This window comes from Pseudonocardia sp., assembly GCF_050246655.1.
Taxonomy (GTDB): domain Bacteria; phylum Actinomycetota; class Actinomycetes; order Mycobacteriales; family Pseudonocardiaceae; genus Pseudonocardia.
The window spans coordinates 43,512-66,342 of the sequence record NZ_JBFWVQ010000009.1 but is presented as its reverse complement, the minus strand read 5'-3'; the positions used below and the strand labels follow the sequence as shown (position 1 = coordinate 66,342).

The 22,831-nt window shown below is 75.3% G+C and carries 24 protein-coding genes; 16 read left to right on the top strand and 8 right to left on the bottom strand.

The genetic code is table 11. The features are described 5' to 3' along the window. The first annotated feature begins 50 nt into the window (after positions 1-50). On the top strand, positions 51-815 hold the full coding sequence (locus AB7J25_RS05350; protein WP_428505637.1) for an acyltransferase: 765 nt from the start codon (positions 51-53) through the stop codon (positions 813-815). A 79-nt stretch (positions 816-894) separates the two neighbouring features. Then, positions 895-1,050: a hypothetical protein gene (locus tag AB7J25_RS05345; RefSeq protein WP_428505635.1), complete on the top strand. Its 156-nt coding sequence runs from the start codon at positions 895-897 to the stop codon at positions 1,048-1,050. Positions 1,051-1,107: 57 nt separating this feature from the next. On the opposite strand, the gene AB7J25_RS05340 is transcribed toward AB7J25_RS05345, so the two are convergent. The 3 genes from AB7J25_RS05340 to AB7J25_RS05330 are packed head-to-tail and all read right to left on the bottom strand — an operon-like array spanning position 1,108 to position 4,685. Further along, positions 1,108-2,379 carry a glycosyltransferase family 4 protein gene (locus AB7J25_RS05340; RefSeq protein WP_428505633.1) on the bottom strand — a complete coding sequence of 424 codons (1,272 nt, stop codon included), beginning with the start codon at positions 2,377-2,379 and terminating at the stop codon, positions 1,108-1,110. A gap of 9 nt (positions 2,380-2,388) precedes the next feature. Then, entirely contained in the window at positions 2,389-3,957 is a 1,569-nt protein-coding gene (locus AB7J25_RS05335; protein ID WP_428505631.1) for a 1,4-alpha-glucan branching protein domain-containing protein, read from the bottom strand. Then, entirely contained in the window at positions 3,954-4,685 is a 732-nt protein-coding gene (locus tag AB7J25_RS05330; protein ID WP_428505629.1) for a class I SAM-dependent methyltransferase, read from the bottom strand. The genes AB7J25_RS05335 and AB7J25_RS05330 overlap by 4 nt, the downstream gene beginning before the upstream one ends. A gap of 85 nt (positions 4,686-4,770) precedes the next feature. On the opposite strand from AB7J25_RS05330, the gene AB7J25_RS05325 reads away from it, so the two are divergent. Then, complete coding sequence (locus tag AB7J25_RS05325) at positions 4,771-5,304, top strand: SRPBCC family protein (protein WP_428505627.1); 534 nt, start codon at positions 4,771-4,773, stop codon at positions 5,302-5,304. Beyond that, entirely contained in the window at positions 5,301-6,335 is a 1,035-nt protein-coding gene (locus AB7J25_RS05320) for an LLM class flavin-dependent oxidoreductase (RefSeq protein WP_428505625.1), read from the top strand. The genes AB7J25_RS05325 and AB7J25_RS05320 overlap by 4 nt, the downstream gene beginning before the upstream one ends. A 27-nt stretch (positions 6,336-6,362) precedes the next feature. On the opposite strand, the gene AB7J25_RS05315 is transcribed toward AB7J25_RS05320, so the two are convergent. After that, positions 6,363-6,746 (bottom strand): hypothetical protein, encoded by a 384-nt coding sequence (locus AB7J25_RS05315; RefSeq protein ID WP_428505623.1) that lies wholly within the window; start codon positions 6,744-6,746, stop codon positions 6,363-6,365. Between the two features lie 194 nt (positions 6,747-6,940). Between AB7J25_RS05315 and AB7J25_RS05310 the strand changes: the two genes are divergently transcribed. Continuing rightward, the gene (locus AB7J25_RS05310) at positions 6,941-7,687 is read left to right on the top strand and encodes an HlyD family efflux transporter periplasmic adaptor subunit (RefSeq protein ID WP_428505621.1); all 747 of its coding nucleotides are present in this window, start codon (positions 6,941-6,943) and stop codon (positions 7,685-7,687) included. Between the two features lie 83 nt (positions 7,688-7,770). Here the strand turns inward: AB7J25_RS05310 and AB7J25_RS05305 are convergent, their stop codons facing one another. Then, positions 7,771-8,535: an IclR family transcriptional regulator gene (locus AB7J25_RS05305; protein WP_428505619.1), complete on the bottom strand. Its 765-nt coding sequence runs from the start codon at positions 8,533-8,535 to the stop codon at positions 7,771-7,773. A gap of 90 nt (positions 8,536-8,625) precedes the next feature. Between AB7J25_RS05305 and AB7J25_RS05300 the strand changes: the two genes are divergently transcribed. Continuing rightward, positions 8,626-9,987: a Rieske 2Fe-2S domain-containing protein gene (locus AB7J25_RS05300; protein WP_428505617.1), complete on the top strand. Its 1,362-nt coding sequence runs from the start codon at positions 8,626-8,628 to the stop codon at positions 9,985-9,987. Positions 9,988-9,991: 4 nt separating this feature from the next. Beyond that, positions 9,992-10,288 (top strand): hypothetical protein, encoded by a 297-nt coding sequence (locus AB7J25_RS05295; RefSeq protein WP_428505615.1) that lies wholly within the window; start codon positions 9,992-9,994, stop codon positions 10,286-10,288. A 12-nt stretch (positions 10,289-10,300) separates the two neighbouring features. Here AB7J25_RS05295 and AB7J25_RS05290 read toward each other — a convergent pair whose 3' ends face one another. From AB7J25_RS05290 to AB7J25_RS05280, 3 genes are read right to left on the bottom strand one after another with little or no spacing between them, the layout of a single operon-like run. Continuing rightward, the gene (locus AB7J25_RS05290) at positions 10,301-10,648 is read right to left on the bottom strand and encodes a TfoX/Sxy family protein (RefSeq protein WP_428505613.1); all 348 of its coding nucleotides are present in this window, start codon (positions 10,646-10,648) and stop codon (positions 10,301-10,303) included. Positions 10,649-10,704: 56 nt separating this feature from the next. Beyond that, positions 10,705-12,792: a hypothetical protein gene (locus AB7J25_RS05285; RefSeq protein ID WP_428505611.1), complete on the bottom strand. Its 2,088-nt coding sequence runs from the start codon at positions 12,790-12,792 to the stop codon at positions 10,705-10,707. A 49-nt stretch (positions 12,793-12,841) separates the two neighbouring features. Further along, a complete protein-coding gene (locus AB7J25_RS05280) occupies positions 12,842-13,141 on the bottom strand; it encodes a hypothetical protein (RefSeq protein ID WP_428505609.1) in 300 nt (99 codons plus the stop codon). Positions 13,142-13,386: 245 nt separating this feature from the next. Between AB7J25_RS05280 and AB7J25_RS05275 the strand changes: the two genes are divergently transcribed. The 9 genes from AB7J25_RS05275 (at position 13,387) to AB7J25_RS05235 (ending at position 22,813) form a co-directional block, all read left to right on the top strand. Beyond that, a complete protein-coding gene (locus AB7J25_RS05275; RefSeq protein ID WP_428505607.1) occupies positions 13,387-14,178 on the top strand; it encodes an electron transfer flavoprotein subunit beta/FixA family protein in 792 nt (263 codons plus the stop codon). Between the two features lie 22 nt (positions 14,179-14,200). After that, positions 14,201-15,157 (top strand): electron transfer flavoprotein subunit alpha/FixB family protein, encoded by a 957-nt coding sequence (locus AB7J25_RS05270; RefSeq protein WP_428505605.1) that lies wholly within the window; start codon positions 14,201-14,203, stop codon positions 15,155-15,157. Between the two features lie 129 nt (positions 15,158-15,286). Continuing rightward, positions 15,287-16,045 carry a GNAT family N-acetyltransferase gene (locus AB7J25_RS05265; RefSeq protein WP_428505603.1) on the top strand — a complete coding sequence of 253 codons (759 nt, stop codon included), beginning with the start codon at positions 15,287-15,289 and terminating at the stop codon, positions 16,043-16,045. Further along, positions 16,042-17,073, top strand: coding sequence for a lysophospholipid acyltransferase family protein (locus tag AB7J25_RS05260; protein WP_428505601.1), 1,032 nt, complete (start codon positions 16,042-16,044; stop codon positions 17,071-17,073). Before AB7J25_RS05265 ends, AB7J25_RS05260 begins: the two co-directional genes overlap by 4 nt. Positions 17,074-17,177: 104 nt before the next feature. Next, a complete protein-coding gene (locus AB7J25_RS05255; protein WP_428505600.1) occupies positions 17,178-18,401 on the top strand; it encodes a cysteine desulfurase family protein in 1,224 nt (407 codons plus the stop codon). A 1-nt stretch (position 18,402) separates the two neighbouring features. Continuing rightward, complete coding sequence (gene mnmA / locus AB7J25_RS05250) at positions 18,403-19,479, top strand: tRNA 2-thiouridine(34) synthase MnmA (protein WP_428505598.1); 1,077 nt, start codon at positions 18,403-18,405, stop codon at positions 19,477-19,479. Between the two features lie 9 nt (positions 19,480-19,488). Beyond that, complete coding sequence (locus tag AB7J25_RS05245; RefSeq protein ID WP_428505596.1) at positions 19,489-20,445, top strand: ABC transporter substrate-binding protein; 957 nt, start codon at positions 19,489-19,491, stop codon at positions 20,443-20,445. A gap of 145 nt (positions 20,446-20,590) precedes the next feature. Beyond that, on the top strand, positions 20,591-21,457 hold the full coding sequence (locus AB7J25_RS05240; protein ID WP_428505594.1) for a DUF1206 domain-containing protein: 867 nt from the start codon (positions 20,591-20,593) through the stop codon (positions 21,455-21,457). 78 nt (positions 21,458-21,535) lie between these two features. Further along, a complete protein-coding gene (locus AB7J25_RS05235; RefSeq protein WP_428505592.1) occupies positions 21,536-22,813 on the top strand; it encodes a methionine synthase in 1,278 nt (425 codons plus the stop codon). The last annotated feature ends 18 nt before the right edge of the window (positions 22,814-22,831 follow it).

The following is a 22,831-nucleotide window of genomic DNA, read 5'->3' as shown; positions in this document are numbered from 1 at the left end:
GCCACGACCCCCGGCAACCGTGCCGGACGGCCTGGATACCGTGCCGGGCCATGACCAGCATGTGGGGCGCCCCGGTCCGGGCGCGCTGGCGGGCCAGGCGCGATCCCCGCCGGGCCCGGTTCCTCACCCTCGCCTCGCTGCGCTGGATCGTCCGCCACCGCGCGTACACGCCCTGGTACCTCGTCCGCTACTGGCGGCTGCTGCGGCTGCGGCTGGCCCACCCGCACATCGTGCTGCGCGGGATGGTGTTCCTCGGCCGCGGAGTGGAGCTGCACGCGCGCCCCGGCTTCGGCCGGCTGGAGATCGGCGCCTGGGTGCACATCGGCGACGGCAACGCGATCCGCTGCCACGAGGGCTCGCTGCGGATCGGCGACAAGGTGGTGCTGGGCAAGGACAACACGGTCAACTGCTACCTCGACGTCGAGATCGGCGCGTCGACGATCATCGCGGACTGGGTGTACGTCACCGACTTCGACCACGTCACGGCGGACGTGCACGTGCCGATCAAGGACCAGGGGATCGTCAAGACGCCGGTGCGGATCGGCCCGGACTGCTGGATCGGGGTGAAGGCGTCGGTGCTGCGCGGCACCCGGATCGGGCGTGGCAGCGTGCTCGGCGCGCACGCGGTGGCGCGCGGGGAGATCCCCGAGTTCTCGATCGCCGTCGGCGCCCCGGCCCGGGTCGTCCGCAACCGCGTCGAGGACTACACGGCGGCCCGTGAGCAGCGGGAAGCGGTCGCGGACATGGCGCGCAAGCAGGCGGCCGCCGTCGCCGAGCGGGTGGCCCGCTCCGGGGACCCGGGATCGGGACTGTGAGCTGCGTCGGGAGCCGCAACATCTGCGGCCTTGAAGCGATTGAATAGTGGGGGGACAGGACACGAGAGGAGCCCAGACGATGCCCATCGAGACCCGGCTGCAGGTGCTCCACGACCGGTACGCGAGCGCTGTCAACGAAGCCATCGCCGAGGACCGCGAGGAGCTCGCCCTCAAGCTCGCCGACGAGTACACCGACGCCGCACTCCGGCTCATCATCACGGAGGAGGCGGCCTGATCCGCTGGCCCTGACCCGGCGGGCGGCGCGCTGCCCGCACCGCGACGGAACGGCCGGTCAGTGCGGCGCGCCGAACACGTTGCCCGTCGGGATCTTCGGCCGTTCCAGCTCGCGCGGCCCGCCTGCGCGGGCCGCGGCGTAGACCTGCGCGGTGGCGGCGGCGATGCGCGTCCAGTCGAAGTCGACGGCGAGGCGCCGGCGTGCCGCGTCCGCCCGGCGGCGGGCGGCGCGGGGGTCGTCCAGGACGGCGGCGACCGCCCGGGTGAGGCCCGCGACGTCGCCGGGGGCGAACGACGTGCCGGTCTCGCCGTCGCGCACGACCTCGCCCAGCCCGCCGGCCGTGGACGCGACCAGCGGCGCGCCCGCTGCGGCGGCCTCCAGCGCGACGATCCCGAACGGCTCGTAGCGGCTCGGCAGCACGACGGCGTCGACGACCCGCAGCAGGGCGGCGAGATCGTCGTCGGGGAGGTGGCCGACGAACGCGACGCTGCGCCGCACCCGGCGCTCGCGGGCCAGCTCCTCCAGGAGCGGACGCTGCGATCCGGTCCCCGCCACGACGAGCCGCGTGCCCGGATGGCGCCGCCGGATCCGGGGCAGGGCGGCGATCAGGTCCTGGCAGCCCTTCTCGTACTCCAGGCGGCCGAAGTGCAGCAGCAGGGGGGCGTGCGCGCGCCACCGGCGGCGGGCGGCGGTGATCCGGCGGGCCGGGACGTGCCAGGCGCGGGGGACGATCCCGTTGTGGATCACGCTGACCCGCCCGGGGTCGGTGTCGAGCGGGATGTCGAACAGCTCCGCGACCTCGGTCCGCATCGCCGCGGAGCACGTGACCAGCGCGTCCGCCCGCTGCGCGAGCCACCACTCCACCGAGTGGATCTGCCGGTTGAGCGGGTGGGAGAGCCAGCCGGAGTGCCGGCCGGCCTCCGTCGCGTGCACCGTCGCGACCAGCGGCACGTCCAGCGCGTCCGCCAGCGTGATCGCCGGGTGCGCGACGAGCCAGTCGTGGGCGTGGACGACGTCGGGGCGCCAGCCGCCGAGCCGGGTGAGCGCCGCGCGGACCAGCGCGTGGCCCATCGCGAGCGTCCAGGCGACGAGGTCGCGCTCGCCGAACTCCAGGTGCGGAGGGTCCTCCGCGACGTGCACCACCCGCACGGAGTCGACGACGGCGTCCGCGGTCGGGTGGGTGGCCGCGTCCGTGCCCGCAGGGTGGCGTGACAGCACCGCCACGTCGTGCCCGGCGGCGGCCAGCTCCGTGGCCAGGGCGTGGACGTGGCGGCCCAGGCCGCCGACGACGACCGGGGGGTACTCCCAGGAGAGGATCAGCACCCGCACCCGATCAACCTATCCCCCGGGGCCGTGCCGTCGAGAACGACCTTCTGCAGCTCGGGAGGCCCTGTTGATCAGCGCAGTGTCGTTCTCGACGGGAAGGCACGCGCTCGACGGGAAGGTGCGCGCGTCCAGGTGGCCGAACACGGGCTCCGCATCGGGCCAGGCCGCGATCCGGCGGTGGCCTGCCCGGACGCGCCCGGCGGCGACGAGCCCGGCCAGCTCGGCGACGCGCCCGGCGTGCAGGCGGGCACGGTCGCGCGCGTACTGCGCGGCCGAGTGCTTGCTCGCCATGAACGCCCAGTCGCTCGACAGCGCGAGCAGGGCCTGGCCCGCGAGCGCGTCGCGCAGCGGGTCGCGGGCGCTCCCGGGGCCGCAGGCCTCGCGCAGCAGCTTCTGGGTCGTGCCGTTCACGCCGGTGAACTCCTCGACGTCCCACACGCGCCAGTCCTTGCCCGACCCCCACGACGACGGCGGCAGCTCGACGGCCGGCCCGACGAGCCCGGCGGCGATCGCGTCCGCCAGCGTCGACACCCGCACCCCCGCACCGGGGAGCGCCCGCAGCACCGCCTCCAGCCAGGCAGGGCCCTCCGACCACCAGTGCCCGAACAGCTCGGTGTCGAACGCGGCCACGGCGAGCGCGGGACGGCCGAGGCGCGCCCGCAGGCCGGCGAGCCGGTCGTGGACGACGCGGACGAAGTCGGCGGCGTCACGGGCCACCGCCGCGGCCGCCCGGGCCGGGTCGTAGGGGCGCTTGCGCTCGGGCGGCACGCGGCGGCCGGTGACGCGCGCGGGCTTGAGCCCCGACGGGTGGTCGAAGGTGTGGAAGTCGCGGTAGTCCCGCCCGCCGGGGTAGCCCGCGCGCGGCGACCACACCCGGTAGGTGACGTCGAGGTCGCGGCCCGCGGCGAGCACCCCCGACGCCCCGACCGGGCGCAGCAGCCCGGTGTCGCCGTGCAGCGCCGGGCCGTCCACGACGAGGTGCCCGACTCCCGCCGCGGCGTACCCGGCCTCCATGCCCGGCGCGTAGCCGCACTCCGGTGCCCAGATGCCGCGCGGTCGCCGCCCGGTCCGCAGGGCCGCGTCCGCGAGGCCGACGTCCAGGGCGAAGGCGCGGACGTCCTCGTCGAGGAGCGGGGCGAAGGGGTGCGTGGCCGGCCCGCCGAGCAGTTCCACCACGCCGCCGTCGGCCAGCTCGCGCAGCAGCGGCGAGGCGCCGTGGCGCCAGCGCGTCTCGAACAGCTCCAGCGCCCGCGACGCCCGCCGGTGCTCGTCGGCGGCCAGGTCCGGCAGGCGGGGGGCCGCCGAGTGGGCGCGCAGCAGCCACCCGCCGAGCCAGTCGTGCAGCCCGCGCAGGCAGTGCGGGTCGTCGAGCTGGGCGGCGAGGACGGGGGTGACGCCGAGCGTGACCAGCTGCCGGCGGCCCTCGCCGCCGAGGCGCTCCAGGAGGTCGACGACCGGCAGGTAGGAGTGCGCCCACGCCTGGTAGAGCCATTCCTCGCCGACCGGCCAGCGCCCGTGGTGGGCGAGGTGGGGGAGGTGGCTGTGCAGGACGAGGCAGAGCGTGCCGACGTGGTCGGTCACGGGCGCCGCGCCGTCACGAGCAGGTCGAGGCTCCTGTCCGGCGCGCCGAGGACGAAGTCCGCGCACGTCACGGACGCGACGTCCGCGCGAAGACCGTCCGGCCACGGCCCGCCGTCGAGCACCGCGGCGACCTGGTCGGCGACGATCCGGCCCCCGCGCAGGCCCGCCAGCCGTGGCCCGTGGTGCAGGCCGCGCACGGTCACGTCCACGAACCCGGCGTCGCGGACCATCCCCGCCAGCTCGTCCGCGTCCAGCTCGCGCGTGTGGAACGGGTTGACGGTGCCGTCGGGGGAGAACGTGATCCGGTTCGGGGTCGAGACGGCGAGCAGCCCGCCCGGCCCGAGCACGCGGCGGCATTCCCGAAGGAAGCGGTCCTGCTCCCACAGGTGCTCGATCACCTGCAGCGACACCACCGCCTCGCAGCCGCCGTCCCGGACCGGGAGGGCGACGAGGTTGGCGCGCGCGGCCCGCACGCGGGGGTAGCGGCGGGCGACGTGGGCGACCGTCAGGGCGTCGTAGTCCAGGGCGACGACGGTGCGGGCGACGTCCGCGAGCAGGGCGGCGCCGTAGCCCTCGCCGCACCCGGCGTCGAGGACGACCGAGCCCGCGCACGCCGGCGCGAGCGCGCGGTAGACGACCTCGTGGCGGCGGAACCAGTAGTTCTCCCGGCTGACGCCGGGGACGGTGCGCTCGCCGGTGAGGGGCAGGAGCCACGGGTCGGTCTGCACGCCCGGACCGTCGCAGACGGCCCGGCGACCCGAGCAGCCGGGTCCGGATTGACGCGCCGGGCGGCGGTGGTCGACTCTGGCGCGCATGGAGTGGACCGGCGCCCGCTACGCCGATCAGCCGACCGTCGAGCGCTCGATCTGGATAGACGCACCGCCGTCGCGCGTCTGGGAGATCGCCTCGGACGTCCGGCTGATGCCCGAGCTGAGCACCGAGCTGCAGGAGGTGGAGTGGCTCGGCGGGGCCACCGGGCCGGAGTTCGGTGCGCGGTTCCGCGGCCGCAACCGCCACGACGCCATCGGGGAGTGGGAGACGACCTCCTACGTCGTCGAGTGCGTTCCCGGCGAGGTGTTCACGTGGGCCGTCGAGGACCCGGAGCACCCGTCGGCGACCTGGCGGTTCACCGTCGCACCCGGGGACACGGGAGGCACGCGGCTCACCCAGTGGGTGCGGATGGGACCCGCGCCGTCGGGGCTCTCGCGCGCGATCGCCCAGTGGCCCGACATGGAGCAGAAGATCGTGTTCGGCCGGTTGCGGGAGTTCGAGGCCGCGATGGCGGCGACCCTCAGCGGGATCAAGGACCGCGCCGAGGCCCGCGGCTCCGGGGACACGCCCGGTTGAGGACCGCGACGACCGTCGAGGGCGGCGGGCGCGAGACGCTCGACTTCGTCGTCGAGGCCGAGAAGCTCGGCCTGGACGTGTGCTGGGTGGCGGAGGCGTGGGGCTCGGACGCCGTGTCGGTGCTGGGCTTCCTCGCCGCACGGACCGAGCGGATCCTGCTGGGATCCGGGGTGATCCAGGTCGGCATCCGCACCCCGGTCGCCGTCGCCCAGGCGGCGCTGACGCTGGCCGAGCTGTCGGGGGGCCGCTTCCTGCTGGGGCTCGGCCCGTCCGGTCCGCAGGTGATGGAGGGCCTGCACGGGGTGGCGTTCGCGCGGCCGCTCACCCGCCTGCGTGAGACCGTCGACGTGGTGCGGCAGGCGTTCGCGGGGGAGCGGATCGCGTTCGACGGCCGCACCGTCGCGATCCCCCTGCCGGATGGGGAGGGCCGCCCGATGCGGCTGTCGCTGCCACCGAACCCGGACGTGCCGATCTACCTCGCGGCGATGTCGCCACGGCTGCTGGAGCTCACCGGCGAGACGGCGGACGGCTGGCTCGGGACGAGCTTCGTGCCCGAGGGCGCCGGCGCCTACTTCGGCCCGCTCGACGCGGGGCTCGCGCGGGCGGGACGCACCCGTGCGGATCTCGACGTCTGCCAGGGGGCCGAGGTCGCCTTCGCCCGCGACGAGGACGAGCTCGCCGCGATGCTGCAGCCGCGGAAGGCCGGGCTCGCGTTCAGCCTGGGCGGGATGGGCTCGGCGACCACGAACTTCTACCACGACGCCTACGGTCGCCAGGGCTGGGCCGAGACCGCGGCGGCGGTGCGCGAGCGGTGGCAGGCCGGTGACCGGACCGGCGCCGCCGCCCTCGTCACCGACGACATGGTGCTGGCCACGACGCTGATCGGCACCGAGCAGATGGTGCGCGAGCGCCTCGGCGTGTGGCGCGACGCGGGCGTCGACACCGTCCGGCTCTACCCGGCGGGTGAGGACCTGCACGCGCGGCTCGCGACCCTGGGCCGGGCCCTGGAACTGGTGCGGGAGATCGGCTGAGCGGCCCCGCACGGCCGGGCCGGGCGCTCAGAACACCGGGCCCCGGCGGCGCCCGGCGACGAACCCGGCGAGCGCTCCTGTCGCCGCGGCGATCACTGCCGCGACCGGGATCTGCCACCACGCGACCGGCACGCCGAGCGCGAAGATCAGCGGCAGCACCAGCAGGTAGGCCGCGAGGGCAGCGACCACGCCGTGCACCGGCGGCACCGTGGCGTCGCCGATCCAGGCGCCGGCGAGGGCGAACGCGGCGGCGTTGACGACGATCGCCCAGACGACCGGCGACAGGACGGCGGCGAGCGGCGCGGCAGCGAGCCCGCCGAGCACCAGCACGGCGAACCCCGCCGCTGCGCCCTTGATGAGGGCGACCAGGTCGATTCCGTAGGTCACCCCGGCGGGGCTGCGGTGCGGCACGGCTGCACCCTAGCGGCGCCGCGGGTCGTCGCTCCGTCGAGCGGTGCGCCGCGACACCCCGTGATCGGCCGTGTCGTACGGATGGGTGGCGGCTCATTCGACGGGGTACATTAGCTGCCACACGTGTATTTCCCTGGCCGTTGAAAACGATGATCGAGGCGGAGAACGGCCCTACGGCGCGCAAGGAGACCGGCATGGAAGCCCCGGTGAAGCCCGCTTCGTCCGAGGACGGCCAGGGTTCCGACCCCGCCTCGAACGGCACCGCGCCCGCCGCCGGCAAGCGCCCGATGAAGCGGTCCACGCGTATCGCGCTCGCGGTCCTCGGCGTGATCGCGCTCCTGGCGGCCGCCGCGTTCGTCACCTCCTACGTCGTCGACGCCCGCAACTACGTCACCACGGACAACGCGCAGATCGACGGCGACCAGATCGTCATCAACGCCCCCGCGACCGGAACCCTCACCCAGTGGACCGGCACCCTCGGCACGTCCGTGACGCGCAACCAGGTCCTCGGCCGCATCGAGATGGACGCCGGGTTCGCCGAGATCCGCAAGAGCGTGAAGTCGCCCGGCGAGGGGGTGATCGCGCAGAGCAACGCCGTCGAGGGCGCGTTCGTCACCAGCGGCACGCAGCTCGCCGTTGCCTACGACCCCGCCACCATCTTCGTCACCGCCCGGGTCGAGGAGACCGAGATCAACGACGTCCGGGTGGGCCAGCTGGTCGACATCACCGTCGACGCGTACGACGGCAGGACGCTCACCGGCCGCGTCGTCGAGGTGCAGGGGGCTGCCGCCGGGGTCTTCTCGCTGTTCCCGCAGTCCAACAGCTCCGGCAACTTCCAGAAGGTCACCCAGGTGATCCCGGTGAAGATCGCCCTGGACAGCACGGGGGGTCTCGCGCTCGCGCCGGGCATGAACGTGACGGCGAAGATCCACCGGGGCTGACCCGTCGAGAACGACGTTACGCTGATCAACAAGCCCTGTAGATCAGCACAAGGTCGTTCTCGACGGTCAGGGGGCGCGGCGGGTCAGGGCACCCGGTGGCCCAGGCGGCGTGAGATCACCGCGGCCGCCTCGGTCACCGAACCCCGGATCCGCCGCAGCGTCGCGGCGGGGGCCCGCCCGGTCGGGGCGGCGACGCTCAGCGCGGCGATCACGTCGCCGTCCCCGGCGCGCACCGGCGCACCCACCGAGGTCACCCCGACGCGGCTCTCCTCGCGGTTGTCGGCCCAACCCCGCGCGGCCACCTCCCGCAAGTGGGCCCGCAACGCCTCGGGATCGACGATCGATCGGGGAGTCCAGCGCTTCGGCCGCCAGTCCCGCAGCCGCGCGTCCAGCTCCTCGGGGGGCAGCGCGGCGAGCAGCACCTTCCCCGTGCTCGTCGTCGGCGCGGGCAGCCGGGTGCCCGCGCGCGCGAAGATCCGTACGGTGTACGGGCTCTCCAGCCGCTCCACGTAGACCGAGTCCAGGCCGTCCAGCACGGCGAGCTGCACCGTCTCGCCGGTCGTGTGGCGCAGCGCGGCCATGGCCGGCATCGCCGCCTCGTGCAGGTCAAGGTGCGACGCGACGGCCGAGCCCAGGTCGTGCAGCGCGATCCCCAGCCGGTAGGTGCCGCGTGCCTGGCCGCGCTCGAGCAGACGCTCCTGGGTGAGGGTCGCGAGCAGCCGGTGGGTGGTGCTCGTCCCCTGCCCGAGCCTGCGGGCCAGCTCGCTCACGCCCAGCTCGCGGTCCTCGCGGGAGAACTCCTTCAACAGGCGGGCCGCGTTGCGCACCGACGCCAGCGTTTCCGCCATGCGGGAAGCATCCCTTCCCGGCGAGCCGGGCGCTACCTACCGTCAAGACACCCGAGACACCGAAGACAGCGCTGCCAGGGGAGCCATCACATGCTGACCGCCGAGCAGAACGACCAGCTGACCCAGGTCGAGGCCGGGACGCCCATGGGCGAGCTGCTGCGCCGCTACTGGTACCCGGTCGCGTTCGCGCGCGAGCTCGTCGAGTTCCCGGTCAAGCGGGTGGAGCTCCTGGGCGAGTTCTTCGCGCTGTGGCGCAGCCCCTCGGGCCGCTACGGGATCATCCCCGAGCCCTGCCCGCACCGGAAGGCGTCCATGGCCTACGGCATCGTGGAGGCCGACGGGATCCGCTGCCCCTACCACGGCTGGCGTTTCGACACCGACGGCGCGTGCACCGACCAGCCGGCCGAGCGTGACAACACCCAGTTCAAGGACCGGGTACGCGCCCAGGCGGGCAAGGTCGAGGAGATGGGCGGGCTGATCTGGGCGTACGTCGGCCCGCACTCGGCGGAGAACCCGGCGCCGCTGCTGCCGCGCTTCGACGTCTACGTGATGGACGGCTTCCGCGACATCGGCTGGGCCGATCTGCCGTGCAACTACGTGCAGATCATGGAGAACGCGGTCGACCCGCACCACGTCGAGCACCTCCACGGCCGCTACTTCGAGTTCGTCGGCCGCCACGAGGGCTTCACCGCGCCCGCCTCGTTCGGCAAGGAGCACCAGCGGATCGGCTTCGACGCCTTCGAATGGGGGATCATCAAGCGCCGCGTCCTCAAGGGTGCAACGGAGGACAACGACGACTGGAAGGTCGGCCACCCGCTCGTCTTCCCCTACAACATGCGTGTCGGCGGCGGCGGCGTCCACCAGATGCAGATCCGGGTGCCGATCAACCGCACCACGACGCGGTTCATGCTCTACACGGTGCACGCCCCCGAGGGGTACGAGCCGATCGAGCAGCCCGCGATCCCGGACTACCGGATCCCGGTGTTCGACGAGCACGGCCGCCACGTCACGAACTACGTCGAGGGCCAGGACATCATGGCCTGGGTGACGCAGGGATCGGTCACCGACCGCACCACCGAGCACCTCGGGCGCTCCGACATCGGCGTGGCCCTGCTACGCAGGATGTTCCGCCAGCAGTGTGACGCCGTGGCCCGCGGCGAGGACCCGCTCGGCACGATCCGCGAGCCGCACGAGCGCATCGACCTGCCCTGCGAGAAGGACAAGTTCCACGCCGGTGGCGCCCAGTTCGCGCTCGACTTCTGCGACATGGGCTCCACCCGCTTCTCGCCGATGCTCGACACCATCCGCAAGGTGCACCTGAGCGCGGCCGAGCAGGTCGGCAAGGACCGGGCGGCCGGGCGCGCGCCGTTCGCCCCGGTCGGCGGGTTCGGCGGGCCCACCATCGCGCCGGGGGCGACGGCACAGGCGGACTCCGGTCCGGCCGGCCGGTGATCCGGTGACCGGCGCGGCGCCGGGGACCGGTTCGAGTCCGGGGGCGGGCGGCTCGCCCGGCCGGCAGCCCTGGCGGCCCGCCCTCGTCGACCGGCGCTTCACCGGCGACGCCGACGCGCATCGCCGCGACGCGCCCCGGTTCTGCCCGGCCTGTGGCACGTCGCTCGACGGCGGCATCGCCGTCGAGCTGTGGGAGGCGACGGAGCGGGTCTTCTACTGCTGGTGCTCCGGGTGCGGATGGTCGGGGGAGATCACGCCCGGCGCCGAGGGCGGCGTGCTGGGGCACGAGCCCGAGCACTGACGGCGGGGTCCGTCACGGCGCACCCGCCTTCGGCGGCAGGGTGCGTGCGTACGCGACGCCGCGCTCCACCCAGCTCGCCACCGCATCCTCGCCCACCAGCCCGGCAGGCGCCACGCGCAGCCAGCCCGCCATCGGGCGCCCGCGCATCACCATCGGACCGACGTGCTCGCCTGCGACGACGCCTTCCGCCTCGTCGGCCGGATCCACCCGGACGAGCATCCCGCCGTCGCGCGAGGCGCACACGGCCATGTGGCCGTGGAGCAGGAACGCGAGGCCGCCGAACATCCGCCTCTCCGTGATCGCCGGCTCGCCGGACAGCAGCTCCCGCATCTCGTCGGCGAGCGACTTGTCGTAGGCCATGGTGTGCAGGCTAGGTCGGCACACCGACATTCTCCGGCCGCTGCGACGGCTCGCGGCTAGTCCGCCGGGTCCAGCTCCCAGACGCGGACCGTGCCGTCCGAGCCGCCCGAGAGCACGACCGGTCCGAGCGGCTCCCCGGGTTCCGGGTTCCCGGCTGCCGCGGCCCCGGCGCGCGGCACCCCGTCCGCGACCCGGATCTCGGCCACGTCGACGGTCGCCACCGCGTCGATCTCCCCGTCGTGCCCGTCGAGCGGGGGACGGACGGGGGCACCGGTGAGGTCGCGCACCCGCAGCGCCGAGCCGTCGGCGTCGACCACCGCGGGCCTGCCGCCGATGTCGGTGACGACGGCCGCACCCGACCCCGCGAGCCCGATCTGCCCGTCGAGCGGTGCGCCGGAGGCGAGGTCGCGCACGGCGGTGGCGCCCGGGCGGCCCGCGACCACGACCGGGCGCTCGCCGAGCTGCGCGACGGAGACCGTGTCGGCCGGGAAGGCGGGCCCGACGGGCGCGCCCGTGGCCAGGTCGCGGACGCGGGCGGTCCCGAGGGCGTCCGCCGCCACGGCGACCGCCCGGCCGCCCAGCTCGGTGGCGGCGACGCTGCGCACCCGATCCTGCGGATCGGCCGGGTGGGCGGCGACGCGGGCGCCGGTGGCGAGATCGCGCACCTCCACACCGCCTGCGCCGTCGGCGGCGACCATCACCGGTCGCCCCGCGAACGTCACCACCGACAGCGGACCGGCGGTGCGCACGCTCATCGGTGCCCCGACCGGGCCGCCGGTGGCGAGGTCCCAGACGCGGACCGTGCCGTCGTCCGCGGCCGACACCGCGACGGCGCGCCCGAGCAGCTGGGCCGTCGCCAGGCCGTGTACGGCATCGGTGTGGCCGGTCATGGGGGCGCCGACCGGTTCGCCGGTGGCGACGTCCCACACCCGCACGGTGGCGTCCTGCCCGCCCGAGACCACGATCGCGCGGCCGTCGAGGCGGCCGGTCGCGAGCACGCGGACGGGCCCGTCGTGGCCGGTCAGGACCGTGGAGTGGCTCGAAGGGAGGACCGCGAGCAGTCCGGCGGCGCTGGCGACCACGACCGCGGCGGCGGCCCAGGCCACGGCCCGGCGCAGGGATTCGTGGCGGACGACCGGGTGGCGCGCGCGGGGCCTGGCGGGCTCGGCGGACCGCGGGGAGCGGACCCGCCGCGTCGCCGCGGCGGCCGCCCGGACGGCGGCGGTGTGCGCGGCCGCCCGGACCGCGGCGGTGCGCGCGGGGGCCCGGCTCGTGGCGCCGCCGGTGGCCTCGTCCCAGCCGGGGACCGGCACCGGGGCCGAGGTGGCCGCTTCGGTGTCGCCCCAGCCGGGGAGATCCGCGGCACCGAGGCGCGGCGCGTCCTCGCCCGGGTCCGGGCCCCAGTCGGGGACGGTGACGGCGTCGAGGGGCACCGTCGGCGGGTCCGCGGCGTCGGCGCGACTCCAGACCGGGAGGGTGAGCGCGGCCGCCGGGTCGAGGGCCTCGGCGACGGCGGCGCGGGCCGCCGCGGCGAGCGCTCCGGCGTCCGGGTAGCGGTGTGCGGGCTCCGGCGCGGTGGCGCGCGCGATGACCCCGTCCAGCGCGACGGGGACCCAGGCCTGGTAGGCCCCGACCGGTGGCAGGGGGAGCCCGGCGCGCGTGAGCGCGATCATCGCGGTGGTGTTCACATACGGCGGGCGCCCGGTGAGCAGCTCGAACAGCACGCAGGCCAGCGCGTAGACGTCGGTGTGCCTGCCGGCGGGCCCGTCGGTGATCTGTTCGGGTGCCGGCCGGGGCGGCGCCCCCGACGAGGGGCGCAGGAGCGCGCTCTCCGGTGGCCCGGGCAGCAGGACGAACGCCCCCGGGCAGATGCGGCCGTGGACGGCGCCGGTGGCGTGATGGGCGTCCAGGGCCGCCGCCGCGCGCTCGATCAGGGTGACGGCCCGGTCCGGCGGGAGCGGGGCCGCGGCCGAGACGATGTCGGCCAGGTCGATCCCGGACGGGTCTCCCGGCTGCTCGGGTTCCCGATCGGTGGGCCCGCCCGCGGGGGGTGCGGCCTGCGGGGCCCGGTGGTCCCACGGGGGCGGATCGCGGCGGACGCGGCGGGTACCGGGGTGCCGATCGTGAACCCATGCGCGCGTCACACCCGTTCAACGGCGGGCGACGCACGTCGGTGATCACCCGAACGGGCCGTCATCCGAAGGTGGGCTGCGGACCTCCGGACACGGAAAGGACCCCGCCGACGGACTGCTGGAGCCACGTGAGCATCGTCGGGTCGTCGAGGGTGAGCGGGATCTCAGGGCCGCCCCACCGCACCTGGACGACGGGACGGCGCTCCAGCGCGTCGCGCAGCATGGCCGCGAGCTCGGCGGTGGCGGCGACGCGCATGCCGCGGTGCTCCACAGTGGGCGTGTCGGGATCGGCAGGCATGTCGGCGCCGGTGCGCAGGACGTACCCGCACCCGGAACGCTCGTCGAATCCGGTCACCACCACGGGTACGAGGGTACGGCCGGGCGGTCGCGGGGGTGCGCGGCAGACGGGCGGCCGGACCACGGGGACCGTCACCGGTGACCGGTTTCACGCCCCTGATGCGTTTGCCGATCGCATACCCCCTGGTAACAATCGCAAGCGGTCACTGCCCGACGCGACGGTGCGCGGCGTGGGGTGGAAGGGTTCGCGGCGAGCGCACATCCGGTTCGGGAACCAGCGGGTCCGCGCCCGTGGGGCAGGAGGCTTCAGTGAACATCGTCGTACTCATCAAGCAGGTGCCCGACACGTACTCCGAACGCAAGTTGCGGGACGCGGACGGGGTGTTGGACCGGGACGGGTCGGACGCGGTGCTGGATGAGATCAACGAGCGAGCGGTCGAGGCGGCGTTGCAGCTCAAGGAGGCCGAGGGCGGCTCCGACAGCACCGTGACGGTCCTGACGATGGGGCCGGACCGGGCCACCGACGCGATCCGCAAGGCGCTGTCGATGGGGGCGGACGCCGCGGTGCACCTCTCGGACGAGGCGCTGGCCGGCTCGGACGCGGTGGCGACGGCGAAGGCACTGGCGAAGGCGGTCGGCACGGTCGGCGGGGTCGACCTGGTCCTGGCCGGCAACGAGGCCTCGGACGGCCGGGGCGGGGCGATGGCCGCGATGCTGGGCGAGCTGCTGGGGCTGCCGTCGCTGACCCACGCGCAGGAGATCACCGTCTCCGGCGGAGAGGTGACCGTGCGCCGGGCGACGGACGAGGGGATCACGGTGCTGACCACGTCGTTGCCCGCGATCGTCAGCGTGAACGAGAAGATCAACGAGCCGCGGTACCCGTCGTTCAAGGGGATCATGGCGGCGAAGAAGAAGCCGGTGACCACGCTCACGCTGGCCGATGCGGGGATCGACGCGTCGGAGGTGGGGTTGGCCGCGGCGTTGACCACGGTGACCTCGGCGTCGCCGAAGCCGCCGAAGAGCGCCGGCGAGAAGATCGAGGACGAGGGCGACGGCGGGGCGCGGATCGCGGCGTACCTGGTCGGCCAGAAGCTCATCTGAGACGGAAGAGGGAGAGAAGGACATGGCTGAGGTTCTGGTCCTCGTCGACCACGTCGAGGGTGAGATCCGCAAGAGCACCTACGAGCTGCTGACCGCGGCCCGCGCGCTGGGTGAGCCCGCCGCGGTCGTCGTCGGCCCGGCGGGCACGGCGGCCAAGCTGGCCGACGGGCTGCGCGAGCACGGCGCCGCGACGATCTACGTCGCGGAGACCGACCGCACGGACTTCCTCGGCCCCGAGGTGGACGTGCTGGCCTCGCTGGTCGAGAGCGCGTCGCCCGCGGCGGTGCTGATCGCGGTGTCCGCGGACGGCAAGGAGATCGCCGGGCGGCTCGCCGTCCGCACGGACTCCGCGTGGCTCAACGATGTCGTCGGCCTCTCGGGCGGTGACGGGGTGGGAGTGACGCACTCGGTGTTCGGCGGTGCCTACGTCGCGCAGGCGAAGGCGAACACCGCGCACCCGGTGATCACCCTGCGCCCGGGTTCGGTGGAGATCGAGGCGGCTGCGGGCGCGGGCGCCGAGCAGGCGGTGGCGGTTCCGGCGCTGTCGGGTGCGGGGGCGAACGTGGTGTCCCGGGAGCCGATCGTGGGTGGCGACCGCCCGGAGCTGACCGAGGCGTCGGTGGTGGTGTCCGGTGGGCGCGGGGTCGGCTCGGCCGAGGACTTCGCGGTGGTCGAGGGCCTGGCCGACGTCCTGGGCGCGGCGGTGGGGGCCTCGCGCGCCGCGGTGGACTCGGGGTACTACCCGCACCAGTTCCAGGTCGGGCAGACGGGCAAGACCGTGTCCCCGCAGCTGTACATCGCGCTGGGCATCTCCGGGGCGATCCAGCACCGGGCCGGGATGCAGACGTCCAAGACGATCATCGCCGTGAACAAGGACGCCGAGGCCCCGATCTTCGAGATCGCCGACTTCGGCGTCGTCGGCGACCTGTTCAAGGTCGCACCGCAGCTGACCGAGGAGATCGCCAAGCGCAAGTCCTGACGCGGGCGGGCCCGGGACGAGCGGTCCCGGGCCCCGTCCCCGTCCGGGCCGAGGTGTTCATCCGGGCGCCACCGCGGCGTCGCGCCGTCCCGCACGGCTGGTCGCCTGGGGCCCGTATGCATCCAGGACGTGACGTCCTCCCAGGTACTGGCCACGTCGCCGGTCGCGGCGACCCGCTACTCGCTGCTGCTCACCACCGATCCCGATGAGGTGGAGTCCGCCCAGCGCCTGCGCCACCGCGTCTTCGCCGACGAGCTGGGCGCGACCCTGCACACGACCCGCCCCGGTCTCGACGTCGAACGCTTCGACGCCTTCTGCGACCACCTCCTCGTCCGCGACGACGGCACGGGTGACGTCGTCGGCACCTACCGTGTCCTGCCTCCCGCCCGGGCACGCGCCGCGGGCGGGCTGTACGCCGAGGGTGAGTTCGACCTCTCGGCTCTCGGTCCGTTGCGCCCCGCGCTCGTCGAGACCGGCCGCTCCTGCGTGGATCCCGCGCACCGCAACGGGGCCGTCGTCGGCCTGGTGTGGGCCGGCCTGGGCCGCTACATGGTGCTCACGGGCCACCGCTGGCTCGTCGGGTGCGCGAGCGTCCCGCTGGCCGACGGGGGCGCCCTCGCCGCGTCCGTCTGGGAGCAGGTGCGGCGCCGCCACCTCGCGCCGGCGGACCGGCGCGTGCGACCGCATCTGCCCTGGCAGGCGCCACCCGCCGACCGGCCACTGCCGGCGCCGCCGCTCCTGCGCGGCTACCTGAGGCTGGGCGCCCAGGTGTGCGGCCCGCCTGCGCTCGACCCGGACTTCGACTGTGCCGACTTCCTCGTCCTGCTCGACGTCCTCGCCATGGACGAGCGGTACGCGCGCTTCTTCGCCCTCGGGGACGGTCGGTGAGCGTCGTCGCGACGAGCCCGGCGCCACCGGTCGCGGCGCCACCGGGTGCCCGTCCACGGGCCCGCTCGCGCACCGCCGCGGTCCATCCCGCCGATCCGGGCGGGTGGGTCCCCGTCCCCGTCTGCGGCACGGGTTGCCTGCCTGCGCAGGCTCCCCGTTCCCCCCGCGAGCGGTGGCGGATCGCCCGGCGCATGACGGCGCTGGTCGCGCTGCTGCTGGCGGCGACGGTGGTCCTCCCCCTGCTCGGGACCCGGGCGATCCCGCGGGCGTGCCGGCTGATGCTGCGCGCTGTCGGTGTTCGGGTCGTCGTCCGCGGCGAGCCGGGGAGGTCCGCGGAACTGCTGGTGGCCAACCACCTGTCCTGGGTCGACGTCGTCGCGCTGAGCTCGGTGCGTCCGGCGCGGCTGCTCGCGAAGCGCGAGGTGCGGGACTGGCCGGTGGTGGGCCTGCTCGCCGCCCGCGCGGGCGCGGTGTTCCTGGACCGCGCCAGCCTGCGGTCACTGCCCGGGACCGTCGCCGCAGCGGCCGCCGTGCTGCGCGACGGTGGCACCGTCGCCGCCTTCCCGGAGGGGACGACCTGGTGCGGCGCCGCGGCAGGCCCCCTGCGCCCGGCGGCCTTCCAGGCGGCCCTCGACGCGAGCGTGCCGGTGCGGCCGGTGGCGGTGGTGCTGCGCGGGCCGGACGCGCGCCGGTCGCCGGAGGCGGCGTTCGTCGGGGAGCAGACGATGCTGGACACGCTCGTGCGCGGGATGCGGCTGCCTCACGTCACGTGCGAGCTGACGTTCCTGCCCGCGCTCGCCCCCGTCGGCACGCGCCGTGAGCTGGCGGCGCGTGCGGCGGCGGTGATCGGCGCCGCCACCGGCGTGGCGCACCCGGTGCGCCGCGGGCGCATCCCGCGCAGGGCGTTCACCGTCCCCGTCCGGGGCATCCCGTCGGGGGTGTCCGCCGTCGCCGTCGGCGACACCCCGGTACGCCCGGGCGCGACCCTCGCCCTGCGCAGCTCGGCCCACCACCGCTCCTGCGGGTAAGCCCGACCCGGGACGGCCGGGCGCGCGCGTCCGGCACGGCCCCGGCGCGTCGCGACCCGCGGACTACCCTGGTTCCCCGATCCATCTGAACCAGGACGGGCAGCGTGACAACACCGATCAGCGCAACCACCTACCTCGACCATGCGGCGACCACGCCGATGGTGCCCGAGGCGGTCGCGGCGATGGCCGAGGCGCTCGCCCGCACGGGCAACGCGTCGTCGCTGCACGCGGCCGGTCGCCGGGCGCGCCGCGAGGTCGAGGAGGCGCGCGAGCGGATCGCGGCCGCCGTCGGAGCCCGGCCGTCGGAGGTCGTGTTCACCACGGGCGGCACGGAGAGCGACAACCTGGCCGTCAAGGGGCTCTACTGGGCCCGCCGCGGCGCGGACGCGCGCCGCACCCGCGTGCTCGCCTCCACCACGGAGCACCACGCGGTGCTGGACGCCGTGGCCTGGCTGGGGGAGCACGAGAACGCGCGCGTCGAGCTGCTGGAGGTCGACCGGGACGGCCGGGTGCACCCGGAGACGCTGCGCGCGGCGCTGCGGTGCGATCCGGACACGGTCGCGCTGGTGAGCGTCATGTGGGCGAACAACGAGGTCGGGACCGTCAACCCGGTGCGCGACCTGGCCGAGGTCGCCCACGAGTTCGGGGTGCCGTTGCACACCGACGCCGTGCAGGCCGTCGGGATCCTGCCGGTCGACTTCGCCGCCTCCGGCGTCGACGCCCTCACCCTCACCGGGCACAAGCTCGGTGGCCCGTACGGGGCGGGCGTGCTGCTGCTGGGCCGCCAGGTCGCGCTCACCCCGCTGCTGCACGGCGGCGGGCAGGAGCGCGACGTCCGCTCCGGCACGATCGACACCCCCGCCGTCATCGGGCTCGCGACGGCCGTCGAACTGGCGGTCGCGGACGCGCCGAAGCGCGCCGAGGAGCTCGCCGCGCTGCGCGACGCCCTCGTCGGCAAGATCCTCGCCTCCGTCCCGGACGCCCGGCTGAACGGCGACCCGGGCACCGGCGAGATCGACGGTGGCCCGTCGCGGCTGCCCGGCATCGCGCACCTGTCGTTCCCCGGCTGCGAGGGCGACAGCCTCCTGCTGCTGCTCGACGCCCACGGCATCGAGTGCTCCACCGGATCGGCCTGCACCGCGGGCGTCGCCCAACCGTCGCACGTCCTGCTCGCGATGGGTGCGGACGAGGCCACCGCGCGTGGCTCGCTGCGGTTCTCCCTCGGGCACACGTCCACGAGCGTGGACGTGGAGGCGGTCGCCGTCGCGATCGGGCCGGTCGTGGAGCGGGCGCGCCGGGCGGGGCAGCAGTCGGTCGGGAAGCACTGACGTGCGGGTACTGGCCGCGATGAGCGGCGGCGTGGACTCGGCGGTCGCCGCGGCCCGCGCCGTCGACGCCGGGCACGACGTCGTCGGGGTGCACCTGGCGCTGTCGGAGACGCCCGCCGCGCTGCGGTCGGGCTCGCGCGGCTGCTGCTCGCGCGAGGACGCCGCGGACGCCCGCCGGGCCGCGGACGTCCTCGGCATCCCCTTCTACGTCTGGGATCTCGCCGCCCGCTTCACCGCGGACGTCGTCGACGACTTCGTCGCCGCCTACGCCGCGGGGCAGACCCCGAACCCGTGCCTGCGCTGCAACGAGCACATCAAGTTCGCCGCGGTGCTGGACCGGGCGCTGGGGCTGGGGTTCGACGCCGTGTGCACGGGGCACTACGCGCGGCTCGCGGACGGCGTACTGCGCCGGGCCGTGGACGCCGGCAAGGACCAGTCCTACGTGCTCGCGGTGCTGCGGCGCGAGCAGCTCGCGCACGCCCTGTTCCCGATCGGGGACACGCCGAAGTCCCGGGTGCGCGCCGAGGCCGCGGAGCGGGGGTTGCGCGTGGCGGACAAGCCCGACAGCCACGACATCTGCTTCGTCCCCTCCGGCGACACCCGCGGTTTCCTTACCGCCCGCCTCGGCGCCCGGCCGGGCCCGGTCGTGGACGCCGCCACGGGCGTCGAGCTGGCGCGCCACGACGGCGTCCACGGCTTCACCGTCGGGCAGCGGCGCGGGCTCGGGGTCGTGGCGCCTGCGGAGGACGGGCGGCCCCGCTACGTGCTCGGGATCGAGCCGGTCAGCGGAACCGTCCGGGTGGGGCCCGCCGAGGCGCTGGACGTGCAGCTCATCGAGGCGGCCGACCCGGTGTGGACGTCCGGCGTCGACCCGGGGCCGATGGAGTGCCACGTTCAGGTGCGGGCGCACGGCGGGATCGCACCGGCCGCCGTCCGCGACGGGGGCAGGAACGTGGCGCTGGCCGAACCGCTGCGCGGGGTCGCGCCCGGCCAGGCCGTGGCCTTCTACCGGTCGGAGCCCGGGGGCGACGTCGTGCTCGGAAGCGCCCGAATTGTGAGGACAGGCTCACCGAACTAACGTGATCGCGTGCTGCGACTCCTCCTCGCTGTGTTGCTGCTGGTCGCGGGGTGTGCTGCGGGCGCACCCGGGGCGCCGCCCGTCGGGTCCGGGGCGTTCCCCGTCACGATCACCCACGCGCTCGGCACCACCGTCATCCCCGCCGAGCCGCGGCGGATCGTCGCGCTGAGCTACGAGGAGGACGCGCTCGCGCTCGTCGGCGTGCCCGTCGTCGGGCGCGCGGGCAACCTGTACGCGGCGGCGGGGGAGCCGTACCCGTGGCAGCGGGGGAAGGTCGACCTGGCCGGCGTCGACTCCGACGCCGTCACCTCCGCGGGCGACGTCGACTTCGAGCGCATCGCCGCCCTGCGCCCCGACCTCATCCTCGCCACCAACCGCTACGACCTCGACGCCACGTACGCGAAGCTCTCCGCGATCGCCCCGACCGTCGGCTACGAGACCGCGTGGGGACGGTCCACGTGGCAGGAGACGGCGATCGTCATCGGCCGCGCGGTCGGTCGGGAGGACGCTATGACGGGCGCGATCGACGGCGTCCAGGCCTATCTCGACGGGCTCGCCGCCGAGTACCCCGGCCTCGCCGGGAAGACCTTCGCCGGTGCCTACCACTTCGAACCGGGCGGGTTCGCCGCCAACACCGACCCCGAGGGCCATTCCACCCGCCTGCTCACCGGCCTCGGGATGACCCCGGACCCGGACTTCGTCGCCGGCGTCGTCGACCGCTCGCTCGCGCCCGAGAACATCGGCCTGCTCGACGCGGACTACCTGCGCATGTCCTTCGCCTCCCCCGACCTCGAGCAGGCCCTGCTCGTCAACCCGCTCTACGCGCGACTCCCCGTCGTCACCGACGGGAGGGTGTTCACGTCCGACAACTTCGGTGCGATGGCGAGCAACAACCCCACGATGCTCAACATCCCCTGGCAGCTCGACCAGCAGCGGCCCGTTCTGGCCACGGTCGCGGTCCGCTGACCCGGGTGGCGGCGGGGGGCCGGGTCGGGCACGCTCACCGCGCACGAGGAGGTGGGCCGTGGGCGACACGGTGCCGGGCGGGTCGGACGTGACGTCGTCTCCAGACCCGCCGGCAGGCGACGGACCAGACGCCCGGTCCGGCGCCGTGCCCGGGCTGATACCGCACGGCGTCCCCGTGGTCGCCCCACCCGCCGCGCCCGCCGAGGCACCGGTTGTCGCACACGACGCCGCGGACGAGTCCGCCACCCACCCGTGGATGCGCGCGGTCGGGCGGCTGGGGCTCGTCAGCTACGGCGGGGTGCACCTGCTCATCGCCGTGCTCGTGGTGCGGATCGCGCTCGGTGGCCCGGCCCGGGCCGACAAGCAGGGCGCCCTCGGCGCGGTCGCCTCGACCGGGCCGGGTCTGGGCCTGCTGTGGGTGATTGTCGCCGGTCTCGTGGCCCTGGTGATCTGGCAACTCGCCGAGGCCGTGTTCGGTCACCGTGGGACGCCGACGAGGCAGCGGTTGCTGCGAACCGCCGTGAACCTCGGCGAGGCCGGGATCTTCGCCGCGCTCGCCTGGACGGCTGGCAAGACCGCCGCCTCCGGCGGCGTGACAGGCCCCGGCAGCCCCGAGGCCGGGGTGCTGTTCGCCCTGCCCGGCGGCCGCTGGATCGTCGCGCTGCTGGGTCTCGGTGGCCTGGTCGGGGCGGGGGTCGCGGCCCACCGCGGCGTCACCGCCGGCTTCCTGCACGAGCTGGATCTGCGCGGCGCCGGGTTGCGCCGCTCGACCCTCGTCACCCGCATCGGCCGCGCCGGGTGGACGGCCCTCGGTGCGACGTACTCGGTCGTCGGGGTGCTGCTGCTTGTCGCAGCGTGGCGGTTCGACCCGGAGCAGCCGGTGGGCCTCGACGCCGGGCTCAAGGCGCTCGGGGCGCAGCCGTTCGGGCAGGTGCTGCTCGTGGTCCTCGCTCTCGGGCTCGGGCTGTTCGGGGCGTACTGCCTGTTCGATGCGCGATACCGCAAGGCCTGACGGCGGGTGGCCGCGTATCGGTGCGCAGAGCAAGGGTGCCGCACCGGGTACCCGCGCGGCGGGTGGTACACCGGGCCCATGACGTCCGACGACCCGGTGGCCCGTGAGCCCGACGACCCGATCGCGCGGGCGCTCGCGGAATCCGGGCTAGCCCCGCCGGCGACCGAGCTGGACGATCCGCTGGCGCGAGCGTTGGCGAAGGCCGGCTTGGCCCTGCCCGACACCGCGGCCGCTCCTGAAGCGGTACCGCCCGAGCCGACGCCCGCCACGGGCCCCCGCACCGTCACCACCAGGGCCGCCGGGCCGGAGGACGGCGAGCCCGCGCCGCTGCCGCGCTGGCCCGATGGCGCCGCGACGGCCGTCGGCTCGATGCCCGGAACCGATCCGCGCGAGGCCGCGGCGACGGTCGTCGGCGAGCTGCCGCTCGTGCCGCACCTGCCAGAGCTGCCCGCACGGGGCGTCGGCGCCGACATGATCGGCCGTACGGCGGGCCTGCTCGTCGACCTCGCCGTCGACGTCCGCCCGACCGGCTACCGCGTCGCCCAGCGTCCCGGCAACGAGCACCGGCGGGCGGTCGACCTGCTGCGTTTCGACGTCGACGCCCTCGACGAGGCGTGCGCCGCCGCCCGTCCCGGCTGGGTGAAGGTCCAGGCCGCGGGTCCGTGGACCCTGGCAGCGGCCGTCGAGCTGCGCTCCGGGCACCGGGTCCTCACCGACCGCGGCGCCGTCCGTGACTTCACCGAGAGCCTGGTGGAGGGGCTCCGCCGCCACGTCACCGAGGTCGCCTCGCGGACGGGGGCGCAGGTACTCGTCCAGATCGACGAGCCGGGGCTGCCCGCGGTGCTCGCCGGGTCTCTGCCGACGCCCTCGAAGCTCGGCACGGTCGCTGCCGTTCCCGAGCCCGGTGCGCAGGAGCTGCTGCGCGACGTCGTCACCGGCCTGACCGACGGGCTCCGGGTCCCGGTCGTGGTGCACTGCTGCGCGGCCCGCCCGCCGGTGCGGTTGATCGCCGGAAGCGGGGTCGCCGGTGTCGGGATCGACGCGACCGGCCTGTCCGGGAAGGTGGACGCCGCGCTGCTCGACGCGCTCGGCGAGACCTGGGACAGGGGGACGCCGCTGCTGCTCGGCCTGGTCCCCACCCTCCCGCCCGCGGGCCGCGTGACCGCGCGCGACCTCGCGCGCCCCGCGTTCGACCTGGCCGACCGCCTCGGCTTCGACCGGGTCCGGCTCGCCTCCCTCGCCCTGCCGACACCGACCTGCGGCCTCGCAGGCGCGAGCCCCGGATGGGCCCGCCGGGCGCTGCGGCTGGCCCGGGAGCTGGGGGAGATGTTCGCCGATCCCCCGGACGAGGACTGATCAGGGCCGCGCCGCCCG